Source organism: Anaerovibrio lipolyticus LB2005 (assembly GCF_000621545.1).
In the GTDB taxonomy this organism is placed as follows: Bacteria; Bacillota; Negativicutes; order Selenomonadales; family Selenomonadaceae; genus Anaerovibrio; species Anaerovibrio lipolyticus_A.
In genome coordinates this window covers 40,343-63,231 of record NZ_JHYA01000002.1, presented here as the reverse complement: position 1 = coordinate 63,231, position 22,889 = coordinate 40,343, and the positions used below count along the sequence as shown (strand labels likewise).

General features: G+C 44.3%; 23 protein-coding genes. 1 reads left to right on the top strand and 22 read right to left on the bottom strand.

What is annotated here, in order from left to right:
* Nucleotides 1-5: 5 nt before the first annotated feature.
* From T355_RS0102050 to T355_RS0101985, 14 genes are all read right to left on the bottom strand, one after another.
* Nucleotides 6-338: a small basic family protein gene (locus T355_RS0102050; protein WP_027396292.1), complete on the bottom strand. Its 333-nt coding sequence runs from the start codon at nucleotides 336-338 to the stop codon at nucleotides 6-8.
* The gene (locus T355_RS0102045) at nucleotides 335-1,030 is read right to left on the bottom strand and encodes a DUF881 domain-containing protein (RefSeq protein WP_027396291.1); all 696 of its coding nucleotides are present in this window, start codon (nucleotides 1,028-1,030) and stop codon (nucleotides 335-337) included. Before T355_RS0102045 ends, T355_RS0102050 begins: the two co-directional genes overlap by 4 nt.
* Nucleotides 1,031-1,049: 19 nt before the next feature.
* Complete coding sequence (locus T355_RS0102040; RefSeq protein ID WP_027396290.1) at nucleotides 1,050-1,934, bottom strand: cell division protein FtsQ/DivIB; 885 nt, start codon at nucleotides 1,932-1,934, stop codon at nucleotides 1,050-1,052.
* A gap of 2 nt (nucleotides 1,935-1,936) precedes the next feature.
* Entirely contained in the window at nucleotides 1,937-2,875 is a 939-nt protein-coding gene (locus T355_RS0102035; protein ID WP_027396289.1) for a D-alanine--D-alanine ligase family protein, read from the bottom strand.
* Nucleotides 2,876-2,913: 38 nt separating this feature from the next.
* A complete protein-coding gene (murC, locus tag T355_RS0102030; protein WP_027396288.1) occupies nucleotides 2,914-4,281 on the bottom strand; it encodes a UDP-N-acetylmuramate--L-alanine ligase in 1,368 nt (455 codons plus the stop codon).
* Nucleotides 4,282-4,302: 21 nt separating this feature from the next.
* Entirely contained in the window at nucleotides 4,303-5,421 is a 1,119-nt protein-coding gene (murG, locus tag T355_RS0102025) for an undecaprenyldiphospho-muramoylpentapeptide beta-N-acetylglucosaminyltransferase (protein WP_027396287.1), read from the bottom strand.
* Entirely contained in the window at nucleotides 5,418-6,785 is a 1,368-nt protein-coding gene (gene murD, locus T355_RS0102020; RefSeq protein WP_027396286.1) for a UDP-N-acetylmuramoyl-L-alanine--D-glutamate ligase, read from the bottom strand. Before murD ends, murG begins: the two co-directional genes overlap by 4 nt.
* 35 nt (nucleotides 6,786-6,820) lie before the next feature.
* Nucleotides 6,821-7,780 (bottom strand): phospho-N-acetylmuramoyl-pentapeptide-transferase, encoded by a 960-nt coding sequence (mraY, locus tag T355_RS0102015; RefSeq protein WP_027396285.1) that lies wholly within the window; start codon nucleotides 7,778-7,780, stop codon nucleotides 6,821-6,823.
* A gap of 23 nt (nucleotides 7,781-7,803) precedes the next feature.
* Nucleotides 7,804-9,183, bottom strand: coding sequence for a UDP-N-acetylmuramoyl-tripeptide--D-alanyl-D-alanine ligase (locus T355_RS0102010; RefSeq protein WP_027396284.1), 1,380 nt, complete (start codon nucleotides 9,181-9,183; stop codon nucleotides 7,804-7,806).
* Nucleotides 9,184-9,190: 7 nt separating this feature from the next.
* A complete protein-coding gene (locus tag T355_RS0102005; RefSeq protein ID WP_027396283.1) occupies nucleotides 9,191-10,687 on the bottom strand; it encodes a UDP-N-acetylmuramoyl-L-alanyl-D-glutamate--2,6-diaminopimelate ligase in 1,497 nt (498 codons plus the stop codon).
* A 159-nt stretch (nucleotides 10,688-10,846) separates the two neighbouring features.
* Complete coding sequence (gene ftsL, locus T355_RS14605) at nucleotides 10,847-11,221, bottom strand: cell division protein FtsL (RefSeq protein WP_051555316.1); 375 nt, start codon at nucleotides 11,219-11,221, stop codon at nucleotides 10,847-10,849.
* 36 nt (nucleotides 11,222-11,257) lie between these two features.
* Entirely contained in the window at nucleotides 11,258-12,202 is a 945-nt protein-coding gene (gene rsmH / locus T355_RS0101995) for a 16S rRNA (cytosine(1402)-N(4))-methyltransferase RsmH (protein WP_027396282.1), read from the bottom strand.
* Nucleotides 12,203-12,210: 8 nt separating this feature from the next.
* Nucleotides 12,211-12,642, bottom strand: a complete 432-nt coding sequence (mraZ, locus tag T355_RS0101990; protein WP_027396281.1) for a division/cell wall cluster transcriptional repressor MraZ — start codon at nucleotides 12,640-12,642, stop codon at nucleotides 12,211-12,213.
* 200 nt (nucleotides 12,643-12,842) lie between these two features.
* Nucleotides 12,843-13,676 carry a polysaccharide deacetylase family protein gene (locus T355_RS0101985; RefSeq protein ID WP_037329690.1) on the bottom strand — a complete coding sequence of 278 codons (834 nt, stop codon included), beginning with the start codon at nucleotides 13,674-13,676 and terminating at the stop codon, nucleotides 12,843-12,845.
* A gap of 139 nt (nucleotides 13,677-13,815) precedes the next feature.
* Here T355_RS0101985 and T355_RS0101980 point away from each other — a divergent pair, with 139 nt between their 5' ends.
* Complete coding sequence (locus T355_RS0101980) at nucleotides 13,816-14,016, top strand: DUF1858 domain-containing protein (protein WP_027396279.1); 201 nt, start codon at nucleotides 13,816-13,818, stop codon at nucleotides 14,014-14,016.
* Between the two features lie 70 nt (nucleotides 14,017-14,086).
* Here T355_RS0101980 and T355_RS0101975 read toward each other — a convergent pair whose 3' ends face one another.
* The 8 genes from T355_RS0101975 to T355_RS0101940 form a co-directional block, all read right to left on the bottom strand.
* A complete protein-coding gene (locus T355_RS0101975) occupies nucleotides 14,087-15,031 on the bottom strand; it encodes a nitronate monooxygenase (RefSeq protein WP_027396278.1) in 945 nt (314 codons plus the stop codon).
* A 342-nt stretch (nucleotides 15,032-15,373) separates the two neighbouring features.
* Complete coding sequence (locus T355_RS14600) at nucleotides 15,374-17,119, bottom strand: flagellin (RefSeq protein WP_027396277.1); 1,746 nt, start codon at nucleotides 17,117-17,119, stop codon at nucleotides 15,374-15,376.
* Nucleotides 17,120-17,346: 227 nt separating this feature from the next.
* Complete coding sequence (locus T355_RS0101965) at nucleotides 17,347-17,742, bottom strand: biotin/lipoyl-containing protein (RefSeq protein ID WP_027396276.1); 396 nt, start codon at nucleotides 17,740-17,742, stop codon at nucleotides 17,347-17,349.
* A gap of 36 nt (nucleotides 17,743-17,778) precedes the next feature.
* Nucleotides 17,779-19,314 (bottom strand): methylmalonyl-CoA decarboxylase subunit alpha, encoded by a 1,536-nt coding sequence (mmdA, locus tag T355_RS0101960; RefSeq protein WP_027396275.1) that lies wholly within the window; start codon nucleotides 19,312-19,314, stop codon nucleotides 17,779-17,781.
* 45 nt (nucleotides 19,315-19,359) lie between these two features.
* Nucleotides 19,360-19,782 (bottom strand): methylmalonyl-CoA epimerase, encoded by a 423-nt coding sequence (gene mce, locus T355_RS0101955; protein WP_027396274.1) that lies wholly within the window; start codon nucleotides 19,780-19,782, stop codon nucleotides 19,360-19,362.
* Between the two features lie 32 nt (nucleotides 19,783-19,814).
* The gene (meaB, locus tag T355_RS0101950) at nucleotides 19,815-20,753 is read right to left on the bottom strand and encodes a methylmalonyl Co-A mutase-associated GTPase MeaB (protein ID WP_027396273.1); all 939 of its coding nucleotides are present in this window, start codon (nucleotides 20,751-20,753) and stop codon (nucleotides 19,815-19,817) included.
* A 70-nt stretch (nucleotides 20,754-20,823) separates the two neighbouring features.
* Complete coding sequence (locus T355_RS0101945; RefSeq protein ID WP_027396272.1) at nucleotides 20,824-21,213, bottom strand: cobalamin B12-binding domain-containing protein; 390 nt, start codon at nucleotides 21,211-21,213, stop codon at nucleotides 20,824-20,826.
* A 17-nt stretch (nucleotides 21,214-21,230) separates the two neighbouring features.
* Complete coding sequence (locus T355_RS0101940; protein WP_027396271.1) at nucleotides 21,231-22,877, bottom strand: acyl-CoA mutase large subunit family protein; 1,647 nt, start codon at nucleotides 22,875-22,877, stop codon at nucleotides 21,231-21,233.
* Nucleotides 22,878-22,889: the final 12 nt, after the last annotated feature.

Sequence of the window (22,889 nt, the reverse complement as noted above, 5' to 3'; positions counted from 1 at the left end):
TGAAATTAGTGCTTTTTAAGCAAATGCTGACGAATAAAGCCAAGGTTATTAAAAATTCTTAGGCCGAAGGCTAACAGAGCAACATAATATAAATCTATTCCCAGTCTGTCACCCACATAAACCAAGAAAGCTGCCATCAAAGAATTTGTAAAAAAACCAGAAATAAAAATCTTATCATCAAATGTGCCACTGCAAGCTGCCTTAATACCGCCAAAAACTGAGTCCATACAAGCCATAAGCGCAACTGAAAAGAGACTGGAGTATCCCGCAGGAATTCCAAAAGGTACCAAAAAGCCCAAAGCACCTCCAATGAGGAGACCAACTACTGCATAAATCATTTTGTCTCCTCCTCTTTGCTCGATGTGGTTGCCAGCTTATACTTGGTCGTTGCTTTGTAGGCCGGAATCCACACATTATCCAATGGTTGTATGGTCAGATTTATACCCCAAACCTTCAGGGAATCCGCCACACCGCCACGCATATTGATAGAATTTACAAGATTATCCTTGTCTCCTATTGCACGAATCTCAAAGGGAGGAGCGGAACGAACATTGTTTACGGAAATAGTCGGCCCGGCACAGCGTATTTCTGAATTTGCGGTCAAGCGCTGACCGTTGATGGAAAGCGCCTCTGCACCAGCAGCCCTCAGTTCATTTACAACTTTAAGAATATCCTCATCATGCACCAGATAGAGATTTGGATCATTTTCCATTTTGGCCTTTTTGGCACTATCATCAATGGTAATAATGACCCCAGGCCCCTCCAAAGGTGTCATTCCGGAAATCATCATTATATCATCTGTTATTTTTTCTGATTTAGCATCCCCGGACATTCCCCTCAAATCGCGAATTTCAGCTTCCAGCTCCTTATTCTCAGCCTCAGCCTGATGGAGACGGGCAGCCAATTCCTCCACGCGCTGACTTGGCTGGGAAGCCCGTATATCCTCTGTACTTTTAAACTGGATAACCAGCATAAAACCTAGAACCATGCAAACGCAGGCAATAGACAATCGCCCTTTTTCTAACTGCATTTTTCTCCTCCTATACCGACTATTCCTTTAGCTTAATGGAATATGAACCATCAAATCTGGCATCAACATAATCTATAGGATGCTTTGCCTGCTTAACCTCACGATTGACACTTTCCGTAATCTCCAGCTTCTTCTGAAGACTATCCAAAGCTCCCATCTTAAGCTGAACAGAATGATTCATGTAAACCATTACATTATTAGGGTCCGAAATATTAATTTCGGCAATACTTGTTGCTGTATCCCGATTAAGCTTATCCAGAAAATCAAGTACCTGAGAAAGCTGCTGGTTTTCTGCAGTATCTCCTACAAAAAGATCCGATACCTCCACTCCGCTGACAATGGGCACAGGAATTTGGGACAGATTTCTGTGTGCATCTAATACGATTCCACCACGTCCCACCTCCAAATAACCATAATCACATTTTATGATAGCCAGTGGTATACGCTCCACCACTTGAATATCCAAAGAATCAGGGAAATTTCTCCTTACAATGGCCTGATCAATACGGATGTCCTTACCCATAGCCTGCATAATTTCATCTGTGGCCAGCTGGAAGAGATTCTCTCCCAAATTTACGCCGGAAATACGAATTATTTCCTCATCGGAAAGATAAGTATTGCCATGGACATTAACATGCTTCAGTACAAATACAGGGGAAAGGGCAATGGCAATAAAGGCCATAAATGCTGCCAGCACTCCCAGGACCCGCAGTATGCCACGACGTGTAATAATCTTGCGCTTAGGTTTTTCATGAGCTTCCCCGCTTACGGATTTGCCCACATTTCCCCTAATCACCGTATCATCAATGGATTCAGAGTTAATTGCATCCATAGTCCCCAGTGGCTTATATTCCATTGTGTTATCGATTATTTCCTTATTGTCGATATCTTCACCATTCATCATAATCAGTCCTCAAAACCAGCCATATACAGTATTTTCTGGCAAAGCTCAGGGAATTCAATGCCGGCAGCTCTGCCCGCATCAGGAACCAAAGAGGTCTCTGTCATTCCCGGAACAGTATTCACCTCAATGGCATAAGGCTTATTGTCCTCGCTGAGCATGAAATCTACACGGGCTACACCGCAGCAGCCACATACGGCAAATGCGCGCTTAGCGATGTTCTGAATCTCCTTTGTAAGCTCGTCACTGATTGGAGCAGGAATGATATGCTGTGAAGCACCCACCTTGTATTTGTTTACATAGTCATACCATCCCTCAGAGGTGGTAATCTCAATAATTGGCAGTACCTCCTGCTTTTCCTCATTGCCATAAACAGCCACAGTCAGTTCACGGCCCTTGATATATTCCTCCACCAGAACTGCGTTGTCATATTTAAATGCCTCGTTAAGAGCATCCTTCAAATCCTTAGTGTCCTTAACAATAACCACACCGATACTGGATCCCTGGGCAGCAGCCTTGACTACTACTGGAATTGAAAATTCTTTCTGAATCTCCTCGGCCAGATCACGCTGCTTATGCTCAAAACGAAAATATGTGTGAGACCGCGGGGTAGGTACATCACCAGCTTGGAAAAAGCGCTTGGTGGCCACCTTGTCCATAGTAACAGCAGCCGCACAAACCCCGGAGCTAGTATATGGTATACCCAGCATTTCCAAAGTACCCTGAATAATGCCATCCTCACCGAATTTGCCATGAAGAGCATTAAAAACAAAATCCGCCTTCAGTTCCCGAATCTCATCCACAAAGGTCTCTGGAACCAATTCCAAACCTACTGCATTATAATTCTTGGATTTTAAGGCATTTAAAATAGCAGTACCACTACGACGGGATACCTCCCCCTCGCTGGATGGTCCACCCATTACTACAACAATTTTTTTACTCATTTTAATTAATAGCTCCCAATCATTCTGTCTTAATAAAATTATTTTAAAAGCTCTACCAGCTCTTCACCGCACTTTACAATGTCCCCGGCACCCATGGTCATAATGAGGTCTCCCTCTTGGGCAATGGACTTAAGATATGCTGCGATTTCCTTCTTATCCTTGATATAAACGGTCTTTTGACCAGTCTGCTCAGCCACTTCCTTTACGAGAAGCTCACCATCAACCCCTGGAATTGGGTCCTCTCCGGCGGAATATACGTCAGTAAGCACCAAGAGATCGGCATCCTTAAAGCAGCTGCCATATTCCTTCTGCAAAAGCTGGGTACGGCTGTAGCGATGTGGCTGGAAAGCACACACCAGACGCTTAGGCTGTGTCTGGCGGGCAGCCTTTAGGGTAGTTGCAATCTCTGTAGGATGATGAGCATAATCATCAACCACCCATACCCCATGAGCCTTTCCCTTGGTCTGGAAGCGTCGCTTGGCACCATTAAACATGGTAAGACCTTCAGCCATTTGGGCCACAGACTGTCCCAAGGTTATGCCAGTAACCACACAGGCCATGGCATTAAGCACATTATGGCGGCCAGGAACATTCAGCTTAACTGTGCCCAAATTTTCTCCCTTATGAATAACGTCAAAGGAGGTTCCGCTGGCATCTGCCTTGATGTTGGCAGCCACATAATCCGCCTCATGGTCAATGGCATAGGATACAATCTTGCGATTAACGTTCTTAACGATATTTCTTATATTTTCATTATCAAAGCACACAACGCCCCAGCCATCTTCACGAATCTGATTCAGGAACTGGGTAAAGGCCTTGATAATGTTTTCCATGGTTCCATAATGGTCCATGTGGTCATTTTCCACATTGGTAACAATACCAATATACGGATAATATTTCAAGAAAGTTCCATCACTTTCATCAGCCTCGGATACCAGATAATCACTTTTGCCTAGCTTGGCGTTGCTACCAAGGTAATCCACCTCTCCACCGATGATTATGCTTGGAGATACACCTTCATAGTCCAGGGACACTCCCAGCATGGAGGTGGTAGTAGTCTTGCCATGAGCACCAGCTACAGCAATACCCTTGGAATTATTGATTAAAAATGCATTTACATCTGAACGATGAAGACGCTTTAAACCAAGCCGTTTTGCCTCAACTACCTCAGGATTATTCTCACGGATGGCGCTGGAAACAACAATTGCCTCCGTATCCTGAACATTCTCAGCGCGCTGACCAATGAATACCTTGGCCCCCAAATCCCGAAGAATACCTGTCATAACAGATTCCTTAACATCGGAGCCAGAAACATTATATCCCTTTTCAACGAGAATCTTGGCCAATGCACTCATTCCAGCACCGCCAATACCTACAAAATGAACCTTTTTAATGCCTGTAAGCACTGTAATACATCCCTTCAAAAATTATTTCTGTTTATTACGGGCTAACTCTATAATCATTTCCGCAATAGTAGCTGCAGCCTCCGGATGACCAATACTATGGCTTCTTTCAGCCATTTCCTGCAAATGACGGTCATCAGCCAGCAGCTCCTCAATTGTGGAAATCAATATTTCTGCACTAATATCCTTATTGAGAATAACCTTCGCTGCACCAGCCTTTTCTATGGCACGGGCATTAAATTCCTGATGGTTTTCCGCAGCATACGGATATGGTATCAGCACTGCTGGAATCCCCTTGGCGGTAAGCTCCGCAAGGCCAGTGGCACCAGCACGAAAAACAGCCAAATCCGCCACTGCCATTGCTTGGGGCATATTATAAAGATATGGATAAACCTTAAGATTGGAGAACTTATCCAAATCTACCCCAGCCTCGGCGATGCGCCGTAATATATCCTCATGCTCCGCCTTGCCAGTGGCATGGAGAATCTGAACCCGCTTACTGCCAGCAAAGTGCTTTAACACGCCTACCATGGCGCGGTTTATGCTACGGGCGCCCCGGCTTCCCCCGGATACCAGCACAGTTTTCTTGGCCGGATCCAATTCAAAGGCACTGTATCCCGGCTCCCGTTGGGTATTAACCACCTCATCACGAATAGGATTGCCAGTAAATATTACCTTATCCTGAGGAAAGTGCTTGTTTGCTTCAATAGCACCAGTAGCAATTCTGGAAACAAAATTGGATAAAATCTTGTTGGTAATACCAGGAACCACATTCTGCTCCTGAATCAGCGTAGGGATTCCCATAAGACTTGCGGCCATCAGCACTGGCCCACAAACATAGCCTCCGGTACCAACAACCACATCTGGTTTAAAATCACGAACAATCCCCGCAGCCTTGATTACACCCTTTATGGCCTTAAATGCCCGAAGGAAATTAGCAGGGCTCAGACTTCTTTTAAAGCCCTGTAAATCTACTGTTTTAAATGGAAATCCTTCCTTAGGAACAATATCAGCCTCCAGGCCTTTACTGGTTCCCACATAAAGGACCTCCAGATTATCTACTCTTTTCTGCAATGCCCGTATGATGGTGACGGCGGGATAAATATGACCACCTGTACCACCGCCTGATACGATTATTTTCATTTAAGTAATTCCTTTACCAAACCCTTGAATACACGACCACGTTCTTCAAATCCAGTGAACATATCAAAGGAAGCACAAGCCGGCGAAAGGAGCACAGTCTGAGGAATCCCCGCAATTTTATGGGCAATCTCCACAGCCTTTTCCATGGAATACCCTGCCTCATGGATATGCTCAGGACTATAGCCAGCTGCAATAGCACATTCCTTGAAACGGGCAGCTGCATCACCCACAAGGATTAATTCATCTACACGTTCCTTCACCAGCTCCATGAACTCACTTAAATCCGTGTGTTTATCATCACCACCGGCAATGAGAATCAGATGCCCGTCAAAGCTCTGCAATGCCTTTATAGCAGAATCAGTGTTTGTTGCTTTGGAATCATTGAAGTATGGAACTCCGTTTACAGTAGCCACTGGCTCAATGCGATGCTCTACTGGCTCAAATGCCTTAAGGCTCTCACCTATTTTAGGAAGACGAACACCGCCTAAATATGCTGCTGCAGCAGCCGCCAAAGCATTTTCAATATTGTGACCGCCCTTAATCTTCAGTTCATCTGTACGGCATAGCTTACAGGTCTGACCGTTCCAGGAAATGGTAAGCCACCCATCATTAACGAAGGCACCCTCCTTAAGAATTTCCTTACGACTGAAGAAGAACACCTTGCCCTTGGCACGATTGGCCATATCACGGGTCTTTGCATCATCATAGTTAAGCACCAAAAAATCATCTGGTCCCTGATTAGCGAACATCTTCTCCTTCATGGCCTGATATACCTCAAGGCTGCCATGGCGGACCACATGGTCAGGAGTCACATTCAATACTACGGCCACGTGGGGATTGAAGGTGTTGGATGCCTCCATCTGATAGCTGGAAATCTCTGCCACAATACAGCTTCCCTCTCCAGCCTTAAGAGCCTCCTCACAAAGAGGTATACCAATGTTGCCACCCACTCCTGCATTAGGATATCTGGTACGCATAAGCTGCCCAAGAAGACTTACAGTGGTAGTCTTGCCATTTGTACCAGTTACGGCCAAAATTGGGGATTTAGCCAGATTATAAGCTACCTCCACCTCTGTGGTAACTGGAATATTACGCTTATACGCCTCCTGCACCACAGGAATACGAACTGGCACAGCCGGGGAAAGGATAACCATATCCACACCATCAAGAAGGCTTGGCTCCTGCTTGCCAAATACCAGCTTAATGCCAGCATCACGAAGCTCCTGCATATTATAGCTGATATCCGCCTCAGCCTTGGAATCACTAAGAGTAACATCTGCTCCCATGTTCTTGGCAATCTTGGCAACAGCATTTCCGCTGATACCAGCACCGATTACCAACACCTTTTTTCCCATGAACTCCATTACTTACATCTCCTATTATTACCAAAAAATCTGGTTTACATACCAAATATACACAAAGCCAGCCCCAAAGCACCAGCAATGACTCCCACGGCCCAGAAGGTCCATACAACACGAACCTCACTCCATCCCTTCAGCTCAAAATGATGATGGATAGGACTCATGAGAAAGACTCTTTTTCCTGTGGTCTTAAATGAAGTGACCTGAATCATAACAGACAGGGCCTCACAAACAAATACAAAGCCGATAACTGCCAGCAAAATTTCAGTATGAGTCAAAATTCCAAGGGCTGCCATAACACCACCCAAGGCCAAAGAGCCTGTGTCTCCCATGAAAATCTTAGCTGGATGGTAGTTGAATTTCAAAAAGCCAAGGCAGGCGCCAATGGTTGACGCACACAAAATTGCCAAGTCTGTTTTTCCCATGGCACAGCATACCAGCATATAAAAGAAAGCCGCTACAGCCACAGTTCCGGAGGCCAAGCCATCAAGGCCGTCAGTAAGATTTACCGCATTTGTGGCCCCCACCATAACGAAAAACAGCAGAGCGTAAAAACCATATCCCAGGTCAATACTACCGGCAAATGGCACCCAAAGATCTGTAGGCAAGCCACCAAACGCAGCTACCAACGCAGCCATAATAATCTGTCCTAACAATTTCTGACGCGGTTTTAGTCCTTCGTTGTGCTTTCTGACAACCTTAATGTAGTCATCCAGAAATCCCAAGGCAAAATGACCTAAAACCACAAACACAGCCAGCATAATCTCTACAGTATGGTTGGCAAATACCAGTGTAGAAAGCACCAGCCCCAAAATAATCATCATACCGCCCATAGTTGGCGTCCCGCTCTTGGCCTGATGACTCTGAGGACCTTCCTCGCGGATAGCCTGGCCAAATTTCAGCTTATGAAGCTGAGGAATAAGCCAAGGTCCTATAGCTATCACTACAATGAAGCTCAATGCCAAAGCATAGGCTGTATTTATATTTATTTCCAACATGATTGTATTAAAGCCTCCAAAAATCAAATAAGGTCTATTATAGCTTCCATTTTCATACCACGGGATCCCTTAAAGAGTACCGTATCCTCTGGTTCAAGCAGCTCCTTCAGTTTTGACGCTGCTGCCTCATGGCTGTCCACATGGAAGACATTTTCCATACCAGCATCACTGGCACCCTTGGCAATTTCCCTGCCCATTGGGCCAAAAGCCACCAGAGCCACAGCACCACTTTCTGCCACCTGTCGTCCCACCTTCTGATGAGCAGCAACAGAAACATCACCCAGCTCCAGCATATCGCCCAACACAGCAATACGACGGCCCTTTGTTATTTCAGCCAAAGTGTTTATAGCCGCCTCCATGGACATTGGGCTGGCATTATAAGCGTCATTTATAACATTGTACTGACCAACTCGTTTAGCCTCAAAGCGCATACCAGTCATTTCCAGACTATCGAGCCCCTGTTGAATAGAAGAAGCATCCAGCCCCAAAACATAGCCTGCCGCAATGGCTGCCAAGGCATTGGAAACATTATGACGGCCTACCATTGGAAGGGTAAAGTCACCCACCTGGCCATCTGTACCCAAACGACACTTGAAGGTTGTGCTGCTCAGACCGCCATTCAAATCAAAGGCCTTTATATCAGCCTCATTATCAATGCCAAAAGTAATAACCTTAACACCACTATTACACTTATCCTTCATAGCAGCGGTATAAACATTGTCATTATTCAAAATAACAGTTCCACCGGATGGAATAGCCTCCACCAGCTCGGCCTTGGCCTTGGCGATGTTTTCCATGGAACCCAAAAGCTCCATGTGGGTTTCTCCAACGTTAGTGACGATACCAATGGTAGGAGCCGCTATAGGAGCCAGAGCCTTAATCTGACCAAGGCCACGCATACCGATTTCCACCACTGCTGCCCTATGAGTCTCATTCATATTAAGAAGAGTCATTGGCAGGCCAATCTCATTATTATAATTTGCCTGAGTCTTTAAAACCGGGAACTTGGCAGAAAGCACGGAGGCAGTCAAATCCTTGGTGGTGGTTTTGCCATTGGAGCCAGTAATACATACCACCGGAATATCAAACTTCATGCGCCAAAAATGAGCCAAATCCTGGTAGGCTCTCTGGGTATCGGCGGAAGCCTTAATAATAGTTCCACCAAGCTCAGTCTTTGGCATCTCATATTCATTGCTTACCAGTACGCCATTTGCTCCCAGCTTCAGAGCCTCCTCAGCAAAGGTCTCGCCATTAAAGCGCTCCCCCTTCAGAGCTACAAACAAACAGCCGGGAATAATTTTCCGGGTATCGGTAACAATATCAGAAAAATGATCCTTGCCAATTTCCAGCACTTCCGCACCATTTAAGGCGCTTTTCACATCTTTTAATGAAAACTCAGGCATAATTAAATTACTCTCCCATTTTTGCTTTGATGGCCTCGGCAGCCACCTCTTTATCGTCAAAATGAATTGTCTTATCCTTAAGAATCTGGTAATCCTCATGGCCCTTGCCGGCAATTACCACAATATCACCCGTCGTGGCGATTTCCACTGCTCTATAAATTGCCTCACGACGATCAATAATAGCTTCATGCTGCTTACTTCCCGCAGCCTGCTCAACACCTTCCACCACCTGGCTGAGAATGAAGGCAGGATCCTCAGTACGGGGATTATCGGAGGTAGCAACAATAATATCTGAAAGCTCGGCAGCTATACGTCCCATAATTGGACGCTTTGTCCTATCACGGTCACCACCGCAACCAAATACAGTAATAATGCGGTTATCACAAATCTTGCGGGCTGTGTGAAGAATATTCTCCAGTCCATCAGGGGTATGGGCATAGTCCACAATAACGGCAAAATCCTGACCGCCACGAACCAGCTCAAAACGACCCGGCACACCGCTAAACTCCTCCAACGCTGCCTTAATGAATGGAAGTGGCACTCCCTCAGCCATAGCGGCTCCCGTCGCTGCCATTACGTTATATACATTGAAAATACCAGTAATCTTTAAATTCAGTGGCAAGGAGCCAAACTGCTGCTTTATATCGAACTTGGCACCACTGGCCAGGACCTGAATATTTTCAGCCTTCAAGGATGCATCATTTTCAATACCATAAGTAATATGGCGACAATCAGCGTGATCCAGCATGAATTTTCCTGCTTCGTCATCAATATTTACAACTGCAGTCTTACCATTCTTCACATTTGATGGACTGCTCACCATGTCAAAGAGCTTGGCTTTGGCCAGCTTGTAGTTTTCCAAGGTCTTATGATAATCCAAATGATCCTGGGTGAGATTGGTAAATACCACTGTATCAAATTCAACACCGGCCACCCTGTCCTGATCAAGGGCATGGGAAGACACTTCCATAACCACATAATCCATATTTTTCTCCAGCATCATATTCATAGTATGCTGAAGCTCTACCACATCAGGGGTAGTATTATGAATCGGTAGCACCTCATCCTCTATCATGATCTGAATTGTACCAATAAGGCCTACCCTAAATCCCATCTTACGCAGCATAGCCCGTATCATATAGCTTATAGAGGTCTTGCCGTTAGTGCCGGTTATACCAATTACGCGCATACGCTGAGCGGGATAATCATAAAAAAATGGCACAATAACCTTCAGGGCTTCCTTCAGGTTTGGCACCAACAATACATCCATTCCAGCAGGCATAAAGGCGTTTTCATTATCTGTAATAATGGCCACAGCCCCCTTCTCTTTGGCCTGAGGAATGAAATCGTGACCATCTACATGGGCCCCCACCATACATACGAAAAGGGTACCTTCAGTAGCCTTTCTGGAATCATGCTCTATATCTTTAATTACAGTCTCACTGTTACCAATAATCTCTGCTCCTTCAATAAGAGCTGCCAGTGAACCTAATGTTTTTGCCATTAGAAAATCCTCCTAATTTTTGTCATAACATAACTAAGATATTATACCGCTAAAACAAGTATTTTTCTACCATAAAAAAGTTAATTTAGACGTTCATATATCCTTTCAATAGAAAAAGGGACCGCTTGCGCAAATCCCTTTTCCATATCGCCTATTCTGTTAATACTTCGTCTGATTCCCTGCAAAATAATTTTCCTGTGGTACAGTCATCCCCAACTGGGTCACAGCAATTTCTTTGATTCGGGAATGAGACTTCAACTTCGCATTCTCTACTCTGAGTGTTTCATTACTCTTCTCCAGGGCACTAGCTTCAGCCTGAATACGACCGACTTCGTATACTTCACTTGCAAGGCAACTGCTGAACCATAATATTAATCCATAAATAAGTGCACCTACAACTAAGAAGCAAACCGCCTTCCTACGACGAGGGTCCTTTTGTACGTTACGCCTTACAATTTTACGCCGTATAATCTTTTGCTGTTCCTGGGGAAGTTCCTCAAAGTACTCTTCTTCAACTAACTGACGGGCAAGCACACAAGTAACCTCCTTTCAGTGCTTATTTACTAGGTGTCAATCCAATTTCTCCGCTATTCGCAGCTTAGCGCTCTTGGCTCTTGAGTTCTGTTCCAGTTCGTTGTCTGAAGCCACCGCAGCTTTTACAAGCAGCTTAATCTCTGGCTTATGGTTGCATACACAAACTGGAAGAGATGGCGGGCAAATACATCTGCTGGACATTTCCTTGAGTACATTCTTGGCTATCCTGTCCTCAAGGGAATGGAAGGTGATTATCGCTATTCTGCCGCCTGGCTTTAAATGCTTAACTGCAGTGCGGAAAGCTTCTTCAAGAATCCCCAGCTCATTATTAACCTCTATTCTAACTGCCTGGAAAATACGCTTGGCGGGATGCCCCCCCTTGGCATTTCTCACAGCAGCCGGAACCGCTTTTTTTATTATGTCCACCAGTTCACCAGTGGTCTTTATAGGTGATGTCTTTCTCGCCTCCACGATGAACTGTGCTATTCTCTTATACCATCTTTCTTCACCATATTCTTTAAAAATACGGCAAAGCTCGTCCAAGTCATACTTGTTGATTATATCATAGGCAGAAAACTCTGCCTGCTGATTCATTCTCATATCCAAAGGTGCATCCTGCATATAGGAAAAACCTCTTTCAGCTGTATCCAGCTGATGAGATGATACTCCCAAATCAAAGAGAATACCGTCAATTTCCTCTGCATCCTGCTCCCTAAGTATTGTTTCCAGATCAGAAAAATTCGCCTTTACTATATCAACGTGACACTTGACTCCAGTCAGCCGCTCCGTGGCAGCTGCAATGGCTGCTGTGTCCTGGTCAATACCTATTAATCTGCCATCCTCATTTAACTTATCAGCAATCATTCGGGAGTGCCCGGCACCGCCCAATGTACAATCAACATAGGTTCCGGACAGGTTTGTTACCAAGCCATTAACTGTCTCCTCTGGCATTACACTTACATGATGAAATTTCTCGCTCATTTGTTACCTCATATTCCCAGCTCTGCCAAGGTTTCAGCTATAGCAGAAACAGATGGAGTAATTTCTTCATTGTACTTAAGCCATTCATCCTTGCTCCAAACTTCTATGCGGTTGGAAACGCCGATAAGAACGGCATCCTTTTTCAAGGACGCGTGCTGACGAAGGGTGGCGGGTATCAGAAAACGGCCTTGCTTATCCAATTCGACCTGACGGGCACCGGCGAAGAAAAATCTTACAAAGGCACGGGCTTCAGTTTTTGCTAAAGGTAGTTGACGAAGCTTTACTGAAAGCTGTTCCCATTCAGATTGCGGATATATGAACAAGCAGTTATCCAAGCCCTTGGTAATAATGAAGGATTCGCCTAATTCAACACGAAAATCAGCCGGTAAAATCACACGACCTTTCGCATCCAGCGAATGATTATATTCGCCCATTAACATCCTTCATCACCACCTTGTAGACATAGTCTACCACAATCCCCCACTTTTTTCCACTTTTTACTGTTTTTTTGTCCTCGCATTTCTTATTTTTTTGAAAAAGGGAAAAATGTCCTAGAATTACAAGTAGCTAATTTGAATAATATTAACTTCAGAACTAAAAATGCCTTCGGCATACAGCCAAAGGCATTGATTTACATTATTTATTTTTTGACCCATCCATCCTTATTCATAAGTGGGAGATATAAAACTCGTTCCAAAAAGTCCTTATTGGTATCTTCTGTATGGAATATAGGTACCCTTTCAAGGGCATAAACATTACTGTTGCGGTTGACTGCATCATACTTAATAGTAAATCCGGCCTTATAGCCTGCATTCTTCACTAACTGCGCAATATGGAGGTTATAAGTCCCAGTCGGATAAGCTATGAAGCAGGAATCCTTCCCTAGCTTCTCATTTAGCATTGCTTTTGATTTCGTCAGCTCCTCCATAATCTGATCATCACTGGCCTCAGTCATGGACTTATGAGTGGCTGTATGTGACTCAATGGAAAACCCATTGGCTTCCAGTTCCCGAGCCTGATCCCAGGTCAGATAATTTGGATATTTCTCCAAATAAGAAGTAACCACGAAAATAGTTCCCACAAAACCATATTTTTTCATTATAGGATATGCATTCTTATAGTTGTCAACATAACCGTCATCGAAGGTTATCATTACCGGATTATCCGGAAGCTCCACACCATTTGTCACAAACTCGTATAGCTGATCAGGTGTAATAGTATGATAACCGTGCTGGCTTAGCCACTTCATTTGCTTTTCAAAATCTTCCGGTCTAACTGATAACGAATGAAATGTATTGTCTATTTTATGATAATTTAGAACCGTAACTCCTCTATGATCCTCTGCCTTAGCTACCTGATGCACCACAGGCTCTTCCTTCTTGCCCATAAAAGCAATCAAACCAACAGCCAAAAGAATAATTCCTGCCACTATAACCAATCTATATTTTTGAATATACTCATTAATATTAACCATAATCTTCCTCCATATTAATAACACCACTACATTATACCGCAATCATTTTATTTTTCCCACATTATATTAGGAAATTTTTCTTATTTATGTTATAATCGTGGAGTGTAATTAATAATTATTATTAAGGAGGTTGTTATATATGACTATTACAAAGGACATGTCCATCATGGAGGTTGTTACGAAATATCCTGATACCGTTCCTGTATTCATGGAGAGCGGTATGGGCTGCATTGGTTGCGCAGCTGCACACTTCGAGAACATCGAGCAGGGTGCTTCTGCCCATGGTATTGATATCGATCAGCTTATTGCAGGTCTGAACGAGGTTGTTGGTGAAAACTAATAGCTGACACGGGATAACTATAGTCAACTTAAAGGACGTCTGGAAAAATCCAGACGTCCTTTTTAATGTGTTATAGATTGATATGCTGGGCCTCAGCCAAGGTTGCCCGTGCTTCGGTCACTAAGCTCTCGATTATAGTAGCCATTGGCTCTATTTTCTTCAACGGGGTCAGACTCTGGCCAGCCTGAATCATGCCCTTTTCCATATCGCCATCAACAGCAGCCAGTTTATTGGTACCTGTAGCCAGCTTAAGAAGCTCCTCCTTAGTAGCCTTGCCAGAAAATTCCAAAGCCTGATATTCCTCGGAGAATTTGTTTTTAAGGCCTCTTACGGCACTCTTGATGGTCTGACCGGTTACTATAGTATCCGTATCAACTGCTTCAATGAGTTTCTGCTTAAAATTATCATGTACCGGGCATTCCTCTGCCACCAGAAAACGGGTACCCATCTGAACACCAGCTGCTCCCATCAATAGCGCTGCTGCAATGCCACGACCATCTGCAATACCACCAGCCATTACCACTGGAATATTTACCTCTGGAATAACCTGAGTCATCAGAGCCATGGTGGTAAGCACACCAATATGGCCGCCAGCTTCCATACCCTCTACCACAATAGCATCTGCATTGTTCTGTTCAAGGCGCTTAGCCAGCTTAACATTTGGTACTACTGGAATAACCTTTATACCAGCCTTATGAAGTGGCTCCACAAAAGGAACAGGATTTCCGGCACCTAAAGTAACAAACGCTGGCTTCTCCTCACAGATAACCTCCAAAATCTCGTCCTTATTTGGAGCCATTAACATGATGTTTACACCAAAAGGCTTATCCGTCAATGTCTTGGCCTTACGGATTTCATCCCTTACATAATCGGTGGTACGGCCACCACAGGATATGATACCAGCTCCCCCTGCATTTGATACAGCCGCAGCCATCTTGGCATCAGAAATCCAGGCCATCCCCCCCTGAATAATTGGATACTTAATCCCCAAAACCTCACAAATACTCTTTGCCATGCTATTTTACCTCCACTTTTTTAAACATTATACTTCTTTATAATTCTACATATAATATAATATTCCTCTTTATTTGTATTAATCCTCTATTCCGATCTACCGGACATCAACCAATCCAGCGCATAAATCTGGTTTATACCGTCATGGGACATCTTTGGTGTCAAATCCATAGTAATTATAGACACTTTGTTTAAATATTTGGAATATCGTTCTACTTTTTATATATTATACTTAAATAGATGCCTCATAAAAAGAAAAGCACCTTTTATAGATAACAGATTCAAACAAAACAAAACTGGGACAATTATTTATCTACTTTGTCCCAGCTTTTCATTTTGTATACTATTGTAGCAGAGAAATCACCTGACTGCTGTTTTGATTAGCCTGAGCCAGCATAGCCTGAGCCGTCTGAGATAAAATGCTTGATTTTGTGAAACCAGTCATTTCCTTGGCCATATCTGCATCCCTAATAACGCTTTCTGCCGATTGAGTATTTTCACTGGCAGTAACTAAATTTTCTTCTGTAAATCCCAATCGGGTAATATAAGCACCTATATTAGTTGCCTCACCCAAAGCATAATCAATAGCCGCATCTATAGCCCCTACGCGACCCGTTTTAGCATCACTTAGTGCCCACAAAGCATCATCACGGTTATCTATTTTTGTTCCAAGTAATCCCATGGCATCAGTATGCATATTATTAATGAATACATGGAGGTTTTCATTGGCCTTGGTACCATGATGTATGATTAATGGATTGCCAGGATCATCTATCCACTCCTCAGTATGTATTAATGAATATGTTGTGACTGTTTTGGTTTCAGGAACCCATTGTTCCTCCCAAATTGGCTCTTCTTTATATTGGGGTACAAACACATCCTGTATGGTTCCAATATCATAGAAACCTGCATTGGGAGTAAAATATTTGTCCCCATAAGGTCCTCCAGTTGACCCCTTTAGAAATACGTAACCATCCCCATTAGGATTTTCAGCAATGCGAACATTGTGGTGAATATCAATAATTACACTAGTATCCGTATCTGGTGGAGTAGTAGCACCCCATGTTCCTTTACCATGCCATTCAGATGTGTCCTTCGGTCTGCCTGGCGCATTTTTTATACCATTAAACACTGCTGCCTCCAGATCCTTCGCATTGGTGACACTTTTTATACCTATGGTAAATGTCACTGAAGATTCTTCATTAGGCAGAGAAGATACGTATGTTGAATCATCAGTTGTAGCATCAAACTTAACAGTTATAAACTGATCCTTGCAGGCAGCACACAAAATAGAAAATCCCTGTTCATGTAAATCACCTGGTATATTTATCTCTTCTCCGTTTTCTTTTTTCATGCCTGAAAAATCAATCTTTACAGCCAATGGTTCCGTTGAAAATGATCCAATAGAAAGTACGGAAGAGCATTCTTTCAAGGAAGAATCCTCGCGCCCCTTTGGGAGTGCATAAGTAGACGAATTGGCAACCTTAAAAGCAGAAGTCAGTCCCTGAACTGTATTTTGATCAGATTTGCGTATCAAATCCATCCCAACTTGTACTTTTGTAGTACCAATTTTCACTTTTTCCAATCGTTGACCGACTACCAGTGTTGTTGTCTGCGGATCACCTTGTTTTGTAACTACCCCCCAATAGGTTCTTGGACTATTGTAATTACCATTCAATAGATATCTACCGTTATAATTTGTACTAGAGGCTATATCCTCTATATTTTGCATTTTTTGCTCGAACTCTTTTTGCAAAATCGCCCTATCCTGATCAGTATTATGATCATTAGCAGAGTTAATTGCCATTTCTTTCATATTTCGCAATTCATCGATAATATTATCAATAGCTCCTCCCGCCACATTCAACAAGGTAGTACCTGTTTTAACATTGTCCACATCTTGATCAAGAGCCCGAAGTTTTACCCGCATGCGTTCCGAAATGGCATAAGCTGACGCATCATCCCCGGCACTATTAATTTTCATACCTGAAGATAATTTCTTTTGTTGTCGGCCCATATTACTAATATTCTTATTTAACTCACCCAACGATAACATAGCTGTTGCGTTGTTTAGTATCGACATAGCCATATTATTTTCCCCCTACCTATACCAAATTGCACTTTCGCACAACATCCCGTTCTGTTTTTTATATCGATATTATAACACATTATAATAAAGTGTTTATTAAAAATACATTTGTACTCACAACCAACAATACTATATTCCTCTGTAAAAGCTAGAAAAGGGATACCCCCATAAGGAAGTATCCCTCTTTTAGCTTTATATTATTATCATTTTAGCATATTATCATCAAATTAGCCGATGATAACCATAGCCTCGCCTGCAGCAACAGTGGAGCCCTCGGATACGTTAACAGCCTTAACAGTACCATCGCAAGGAGCAGGAATCTCGTTCTGCATCTTCATAGCCTCGAGGATGATTACAGTGTCACCGGACTTAACAGCAGTGCCTTCGCCAGCAACAACCTTCAGAACCTTACCAGGCATTGGAGCTGCTACAGCAGTCTCACCAGCGCCAGCAGCTACAGCAGCCTTCTTAGCTGGAGCAGGTGCAGCAGCTGGAGCAGGAGCTGCCTTAGGAGCAGCTGGTGCAGCCTTTGGAGCAGCAGCCTTTGCAGGAGCTGCGCCCTTTACTTCCTCAACCTCAACCTCATAAGCGGTACCGTTTACTTTGATATTGAACTTTTTCATTTAATCTTTCCTCCAAATATAAGTATTTCTTCTAAATTAAAGTGGAATATTTCCGTGCTTCTTGGCAGGCATAGCCTCACGCTTGCAAGCGCAAGCATTCAGTGCAGTGATGATACGAGGGCGGGTCTCAACAGGCTCAATAACCATGTCAGCATAACCACGCTCAGCAGCCTTATAAGGGGTTGCGAACTCATCAACATAATCCTGAGTGTGCTGAGCCTTAACATCTGGCTCATCACGCTTAAAGATAATGTTAGCAGCACCTGCAGGACCCATAACTGCGATTTCGGAAGTAGGCCAAGCCATTACCTGGTCTGCGCCCAGCTCGCGGCAGCACATAGCGATGTAAGAACCGCCATAAGCCTTACGGGTAATAACAGTAATCTTTGGAACAGTTGCTTCACTGTAAGCATACAACATCTTTGCACCATGACGAATGATACCGCCATGCTCCTGACCAACGCCTGGCAGGAAGCCTGGTACGTCAACCAGATTAACAAGAGGAATGTTGAATGCGTCACAGAAACGAATGAAACGAGCAGACTTATCAGAAGCATCAATATCAAGGCAGCCGCCCATAACCTTAGGCTGATTTGCAATGATACCTACGCTACGGCCATCAAAACGTGCAAAGCAGGTAATGATGTTGGTAGCAAAATGCTGATGAACTTCATAGAACTCGCCGTTATCAACTATCGCAGCAATGATATCCTTCATATCATAAGGCTGGTTAGGGTCATCTGGAATAACGGTGTTCAAGCTGTCGTCCATACGATCTGGATCATCACCAGTATCAAACATTGGAGCGGACTCCATGTTATTGCTTGGCAGATAGCTCAAAAGATAACGAATCTGCTCAATGCAGTCCTTCTCATCTGCAGCTACAAAGTGAGCAACACCAGACTTGGTGTTGTGAGTCATTGCACCGCCAAGAGCCTCAGCAGTAACTTCCTCATAAGTTACGGACTTGATAACTGCTGGACCAGTGATGAACATCTGGGAAGTCTTATCCACCATGTAGATAAAGTCAGTGATAGCTGGAGAATATACAGCACCGCCTGCACATGGTCCCATGATTACAGAAATCTGAGGGATAACGCCGGAAGCTGCGGTATTGCGGTAGAAGATACCAGCATAACCAGAGAGAGCGTCAACAGCCTCCTGAATACGGGCACCACCGGAATCATTGATACCGATGCAAGGAGCACCCATCTTCATTGCCAGATCCTGAACCTTCCAGATCTTCTTTGCGTGCATTTCACCAAGGGAACCACCCTCTACGGTGAAGTCCTGTGCAAAGGCATAAACCAGACGGCCATCAACAGTACCATAACCAGTTACAACGCCTTCTGCAGGAAGATCCTTCTTCTCCTGACCAAAGTTAGTACAACGATGCTTTACAAAAGCATCCAGTTCTGTGAAAGAATCCTCATCAAAGAGGAGCTCAAGACGCTCACGGGCAGTCATCTTACCCTTCTCGTGCTGCTTGGCAATACGGGCCTCGCCGCCACCGAGCTCGATATGAGCCTTCTTTTCCTTCATAAGTTCAATTTTTTCCTGAACTGTAGCCATTTTTTGCCTCCTAATCAGCCACAAGTGGCTGTATTTAATACATGATTAACGGTCTTCGTGCTGACAAAGTTCGAGCAGAACGCCACCAGCAGATTTTGGATGAACAAAAGCGATATCAGCGCCGCCAGCACCCTTACGAGGAGCCTTGTCAATCATAACAATACCCTTCTCCTGAAGATCAGCGATTGCAGCAGGAAGGTCATCAACACGGAGAGCAATGTGCTGAATACCACCACGGCCGCCGTTCTTTTCGATGAACTTAGCAATAGGGCTGTCATCAGCAGTACCAACCAACAGCTCAATTTCGGAACCGTTTGGAGTTGGATGGAAAGTAGTAGTAACCTTCTGCTCTGCAACAGTTTCCTCACCAGTGCAAGCTAAACCAATGGTGGTCCAGAGGTCCTTGCCTTCCTGTAAATCCTTGCATGCAATACCAATGTGGTCAACGCCTAAAATCTTGAATGCCATTTTTGTTTTCCCCCTAAATCTTTTATTCACACTTATTTAAGCATATCCTTCATTACATTGCTAACAACCGTATAAGGATCGGTCTCCCTAGCCTTAATCTGCTCTACATATTCATCCATCTTGCCGGTTTCTACCAGCTTGTTGGTAATATAAGAACCTATATTGCTATGGAGCACATCCAGCATTTCGTTCTTGGAACGCTCTGTACGGCGTTTGGTCAATATTCCGTTTTCAGAAATATACTTAAAATGTTTTTCAATGTTTTCAATTGTTTCGGTAATACCTTCATTCTGGCTGGCAATTACCTTCTGGATAGGTGGACGCCAATCTGTCATTAATCCGTCCAAATCAAGCATCATATTCATTTCACGAACCAGCTTGTCAGCACCATCATGATCAGCCTTGTTAATGGTGAACACATCACCAATTTCAAGGATACCCGCCTTAATGGCCTGAATATCATCACCCATGCCAGGAATCAATACAACCATTGTTGTATCAGCCGCCTTGACAATATCTACCTCGGACTGTCCAACACCAACAGTCTCAACGAAAATAATGTCCTTACCAAAGGCATCCATGGCCTTGACTGCATCAGCTGTCTTATGAGAAAGGCCACCAAGGCTTCCGCGGGTTCCCATACTGCGAATGAAAACTCCTTCGTCCATAGTAAGACCATTCATTCTGATGCGGTCACCTAAGATAGCACCGCCGGTAAATGGGCTGGTAGGGTCAATGGCGATAATACCTACTGTCTTGCCCTGTGCTCTATAAGCTCTGGCCAGCTTGTCAGTAAGAGTACTCTTGCCAGCACCAGGAGGGCCGGTAATACCCAGAACAAAAGCGTGACCTGTATGAGGATAAAGCTTTTTCATAATATCCATAGCTTCATCGTACTCATTTTCGATGGCTGTAATCGCACGGGATAAAGCCAATCGGTTCCCCTTTAAAAGCTCTTCTACAATGTCCATCTATGCACCACCGTTACCAGCAATAAGATGACAGCCACCGAAGCAGCCGTCATCTCTGCTGTATAAAAACTTATTTTACGTTAGCTTTAATAAAGTCAACAATATCGCCGGTTGGGGTACCTGGAGTAAATACCTCGGCAATGCCAGCTTCCTTAAGAGCTGGGATATCAGTCTCAGGAATAACACCGCCGCCAATGATAAGAACATCATCCATGCCCTTCTCACGAAGCAGATTTACAACTTTAGGGAAGAGATGTGGATGTGCACCAGAAAGGATGGACATAGCCACAACATTAACGTCCTCCTGCAAAGCTGCCTCAGCAATCTGCTCAGGAGTCTGACGAAGACCGGTATAGATAACCTCAAAGCCTGCATCACGGAGTGCTCTGGCAACAACCTTTGCACCGCGGTCATGGCCATCAAGGCCTGGTTTTGCTACTAATACTCTAACTTTAGCCATTTCTCAATTACCTCCAATTAAAGATTTACATGAGCTTCATACTCACCAAATACTTCACGCATTACGCCACAAATCTCACCGAGAGTTGCATAGGTACGAACTGCGTTAAGAATATGAGGCATGAGGTTCTCGTTCTCATCCTGACAAGCCTTCTTAAGGTCAGCCAATGCAGCCTTGACAGCATCATTGTCACGCTTAGCCTTCATATCAGCCAGACGCTTGCACTGTGCAACACCTACAGAAGCATCAACCTTCAAGAGACCCTTAGGTGGCTCTTCTTCAATCTGGAACTTATTAACACCAACGATGGTCTTTGCACCAGACTCAACATCCATCTGCCACTTGTAAGCGGAATCCTGGATTTCCTTCTGGATATAGCCCTTCTCGATAGCTGCAACAGCACCGCCGATTTCATCAATCTTCTTGATGTATTCCCAAGCTTCCTTCTCGATCTTATTGGTGAGGGCCTCTACATAGTAGGAGCCAGCCAATGGGTCGATTACGTCAGCCAGGCCGGACTCATAAGCAACAATCTGCTGAGTACGGAGAGCGATCATTACAGACTCCTCGGTAGGAAGTGCCAAAGCCTCATCACGGGAGTTAGTATGGAGGGACTGGGTACCACCCATAACAGCTGCGGCAGTCTGGAGAGCAACACGGATAATGTTGTTGTTAGGCTGCTGAGCAGTCAGCATGGAACCTGCAGTCTGGGTATGTACGCGAAGCATCATGGATTTAGGCTTCTCAGCATGGAAACGCTCCTTCATAACCTTTGCCCATACGCGACGGGAAGCACGGAACTTGGCAACTTCCTCAAGTACGTTGTTATGAGCATTCCAGAAGAAGGACAGACGGCCTGCAAAATCATCGATATGGAGACCAGCCTTGATAGCAGCCTCGCAATATGCGATACCATCTGCAATGGTGAATGCGATTTCCTGAGAAGCAGTAGAACCTGCCTCACGAATATGGTAACCGGAAATGGAAATGGTATTCCATTTTGGAACATTCTTGGAGCAATACTCAAAGATGTTGGTAATCAGACGCATGGAAGGACGTGGAGGGAAGATATAAGTACCACGTGCAGCATACTCCTTCAGAATATCATTCTGAATAGTACCCTTCAGCTGATCAGCAGGAACACCCTGCTTCTCAGCAACTGCAATGTACATGGAAAGCAGTACAGATGCAGGAGCGTTGATAGTCATGGAAGTGGAAACCTTGCCAAGGTCAATCTGGTCGAAGAGGACTTCCATATCAGCCAGAGAGTCGATAGCAACGCCTACCTTACCAACCTCACCCTCAGAAATAGGGTCATCAGAGTCATAACCAATCTGAGTAGGAAGGTCAAATGCGCAGGAGAGACCAGTAGCACCGGACTCAATCAGATAACGATAGCGCTTATTGGATTCAGCTGCAGTAGAGAAACCAGCATACATACGCATGGTCCAGAAACGACCACGATACATAGTAGGCTGTACACCACGGGTATAAGGATACATTCCAGGGAAACCGATTTCATCAGCATAGTCAGTGTCCTTGATATCAAGTGGAGTGTACAGACGCTGCTCTGGCAGGTTTGGACGCTCTGGGAATTTTGCAGTAGCTTTTTCTACGCTGGCATTATATTTATCTAAACCAGCCTGAATCTTTTCATTGCTCATAGTGAAATATCC

Excerpts from the sequence above, each read along its gene's own strand:
- T355_RS0102050 (WP_027396292.1), bottom strand. The coding sequence starts at position 338 with ATGATTTATGCAGTAGTTGGTCTCCTCATTGGAGGTGCTTTGGGCTTT.
- T355_RS0102045 (WP_027396291.1), bottom strand. The coding sequence starts at position 1,030 with ATGCAGTTAGAAAAAGGGCGATTGTCTATTGCCTGCGTTTGCATGGTT.
- T355_RS0102040 (WP_027396290.1), bottom strand. The coding sequence starts at position 1,934 with ATGATGAATGGTGAAGATATCGACAATAAGGAAATAATCGATAACACA.
- T355_RS0102035 (WP_027396289.1), bottom strand. The coding sequence starts at position 2,875 with ATGAGTAAAAAAATTGTTGTAGTAATGGGTGGACCATCCAGCGAGGGG.
- murG (WP_027396287.1), bottom strand. The coding sequence starts at position 5,421 with ATGAAAATAATCGTATCAGGCGGTGGTACAGGTGGTCATATTTATCCC.
- murD (WP_027396286.1), bottom strand. The coding sequence starts at position 6,785 with ATGGAGTTCATGGGAAAAAAGGTGTTGGTAATCGGTGCTGGTATCAGC.
- mraY (WP_027396285.1), bottom strand. The coding sequence starts at position 7,780 with ATGTTGGAAATAAATATAAATACAGCCTATGCTTTGGCATTGAGCTTC.
- T355_RS0102010 (WP_027396284.1), bottom strand. The coding sequence starts at position 9,183 with ATGCCTGAGTTTTCATTAAAAGATGTGAAAAGCGCCTTAAATGGTGCG.
- T355_RS0102005 (WP_027396283.1), bottom strand. The coding sequence starts at position 10,687 with ATGGCAAAAACATTAGGTTCACTGGCAGCTCTTATTGAAGGAGCAGAG.
- rsmH (WP_027396282.1), bottom strand. The coding sequence starts at position 12,202 with ATGAGCGAGAAATTTCATCATGTAAGTGTAATGCCAGAGGAGACAGTT.
- mraZ (WP_027396281.1), bottom strand. The coding sequence starts at position 12,642 with ATGTTAATGGGCGAATATAATCATTCGCTGGATGCGAAAGGTCGTGTG.
- T355_RS0101985 (WP_037329690.1), bottom strand. The coding sequence starts at position 13,676 with ATGGTTAATATTAATGAGTATATTCAAAAATATAGATTGGTTATAGTG.
- T355_RS0101980 (WP_027396279.1), top strand. The coding sequence starts at position 13,816 with ATGACTATTACAAAGGACATGTCCATCATGGAGGTTGTTACGAAATAT.
- T355_RS0101975 (WP_027396278.1), bottom strand. The coding sequence starts at position 15,031 with ATGGCAAAGAGTATTTGTGAGGTTTTGGGGATTAAGTATCCAATTATT.
- T355_RS14600 (WP_027396277.1), bottom strand. The coding sequence starts at position 17,119 with ATGGCTATGTCGATACTAAACAACGCAACAGCTATGTTATCGTTGGGT.
- T355_RS0101965 (WP_027396276.1), bottom strand. The coding sequence starts at position 17,742 with ATGAAAAAGTTCAATATCAAAGTAAACGGTACCGCTTATGAGGTTGAG.
- mmdA (WP_027396275.1), bottom strand. The coding sequence starts at position 19,314 with ATGGCTACAGTTCAGGAAAAAATTGAACTTATGAAGGAAAAGAAGGCT.
- mce (WP_027396274.1), bottom strand. The coding sequence starts at position 19,782 with ATGGCATTCAAGATTTTAGGCGTTGACCACATTGGTATTGCATGCAAG.
- meaB (WP_027396273.1), bottom strand. The coding sequence starts at position 20,753 with ATGGACATTGTAGAAGAGCTTTTAAAGGGGAACCGATTGGCTTTATCC.
- T355_RS0101945 (WP_027396272.1), bottom strand. The coding sequence starts at position 21,213 with ATGGCTAAAGTTAGAGTATTAGTAGCAAAACCAGGCCTTGATGGCCAT.
- T355_RS0101940 (WP_027396271.1), bottom strand. The coding sequence starts at position 22,877 with ATGAGCAATGAAAAGATTCAGGCTGGTTTAGATAAATATAATGCCAGC.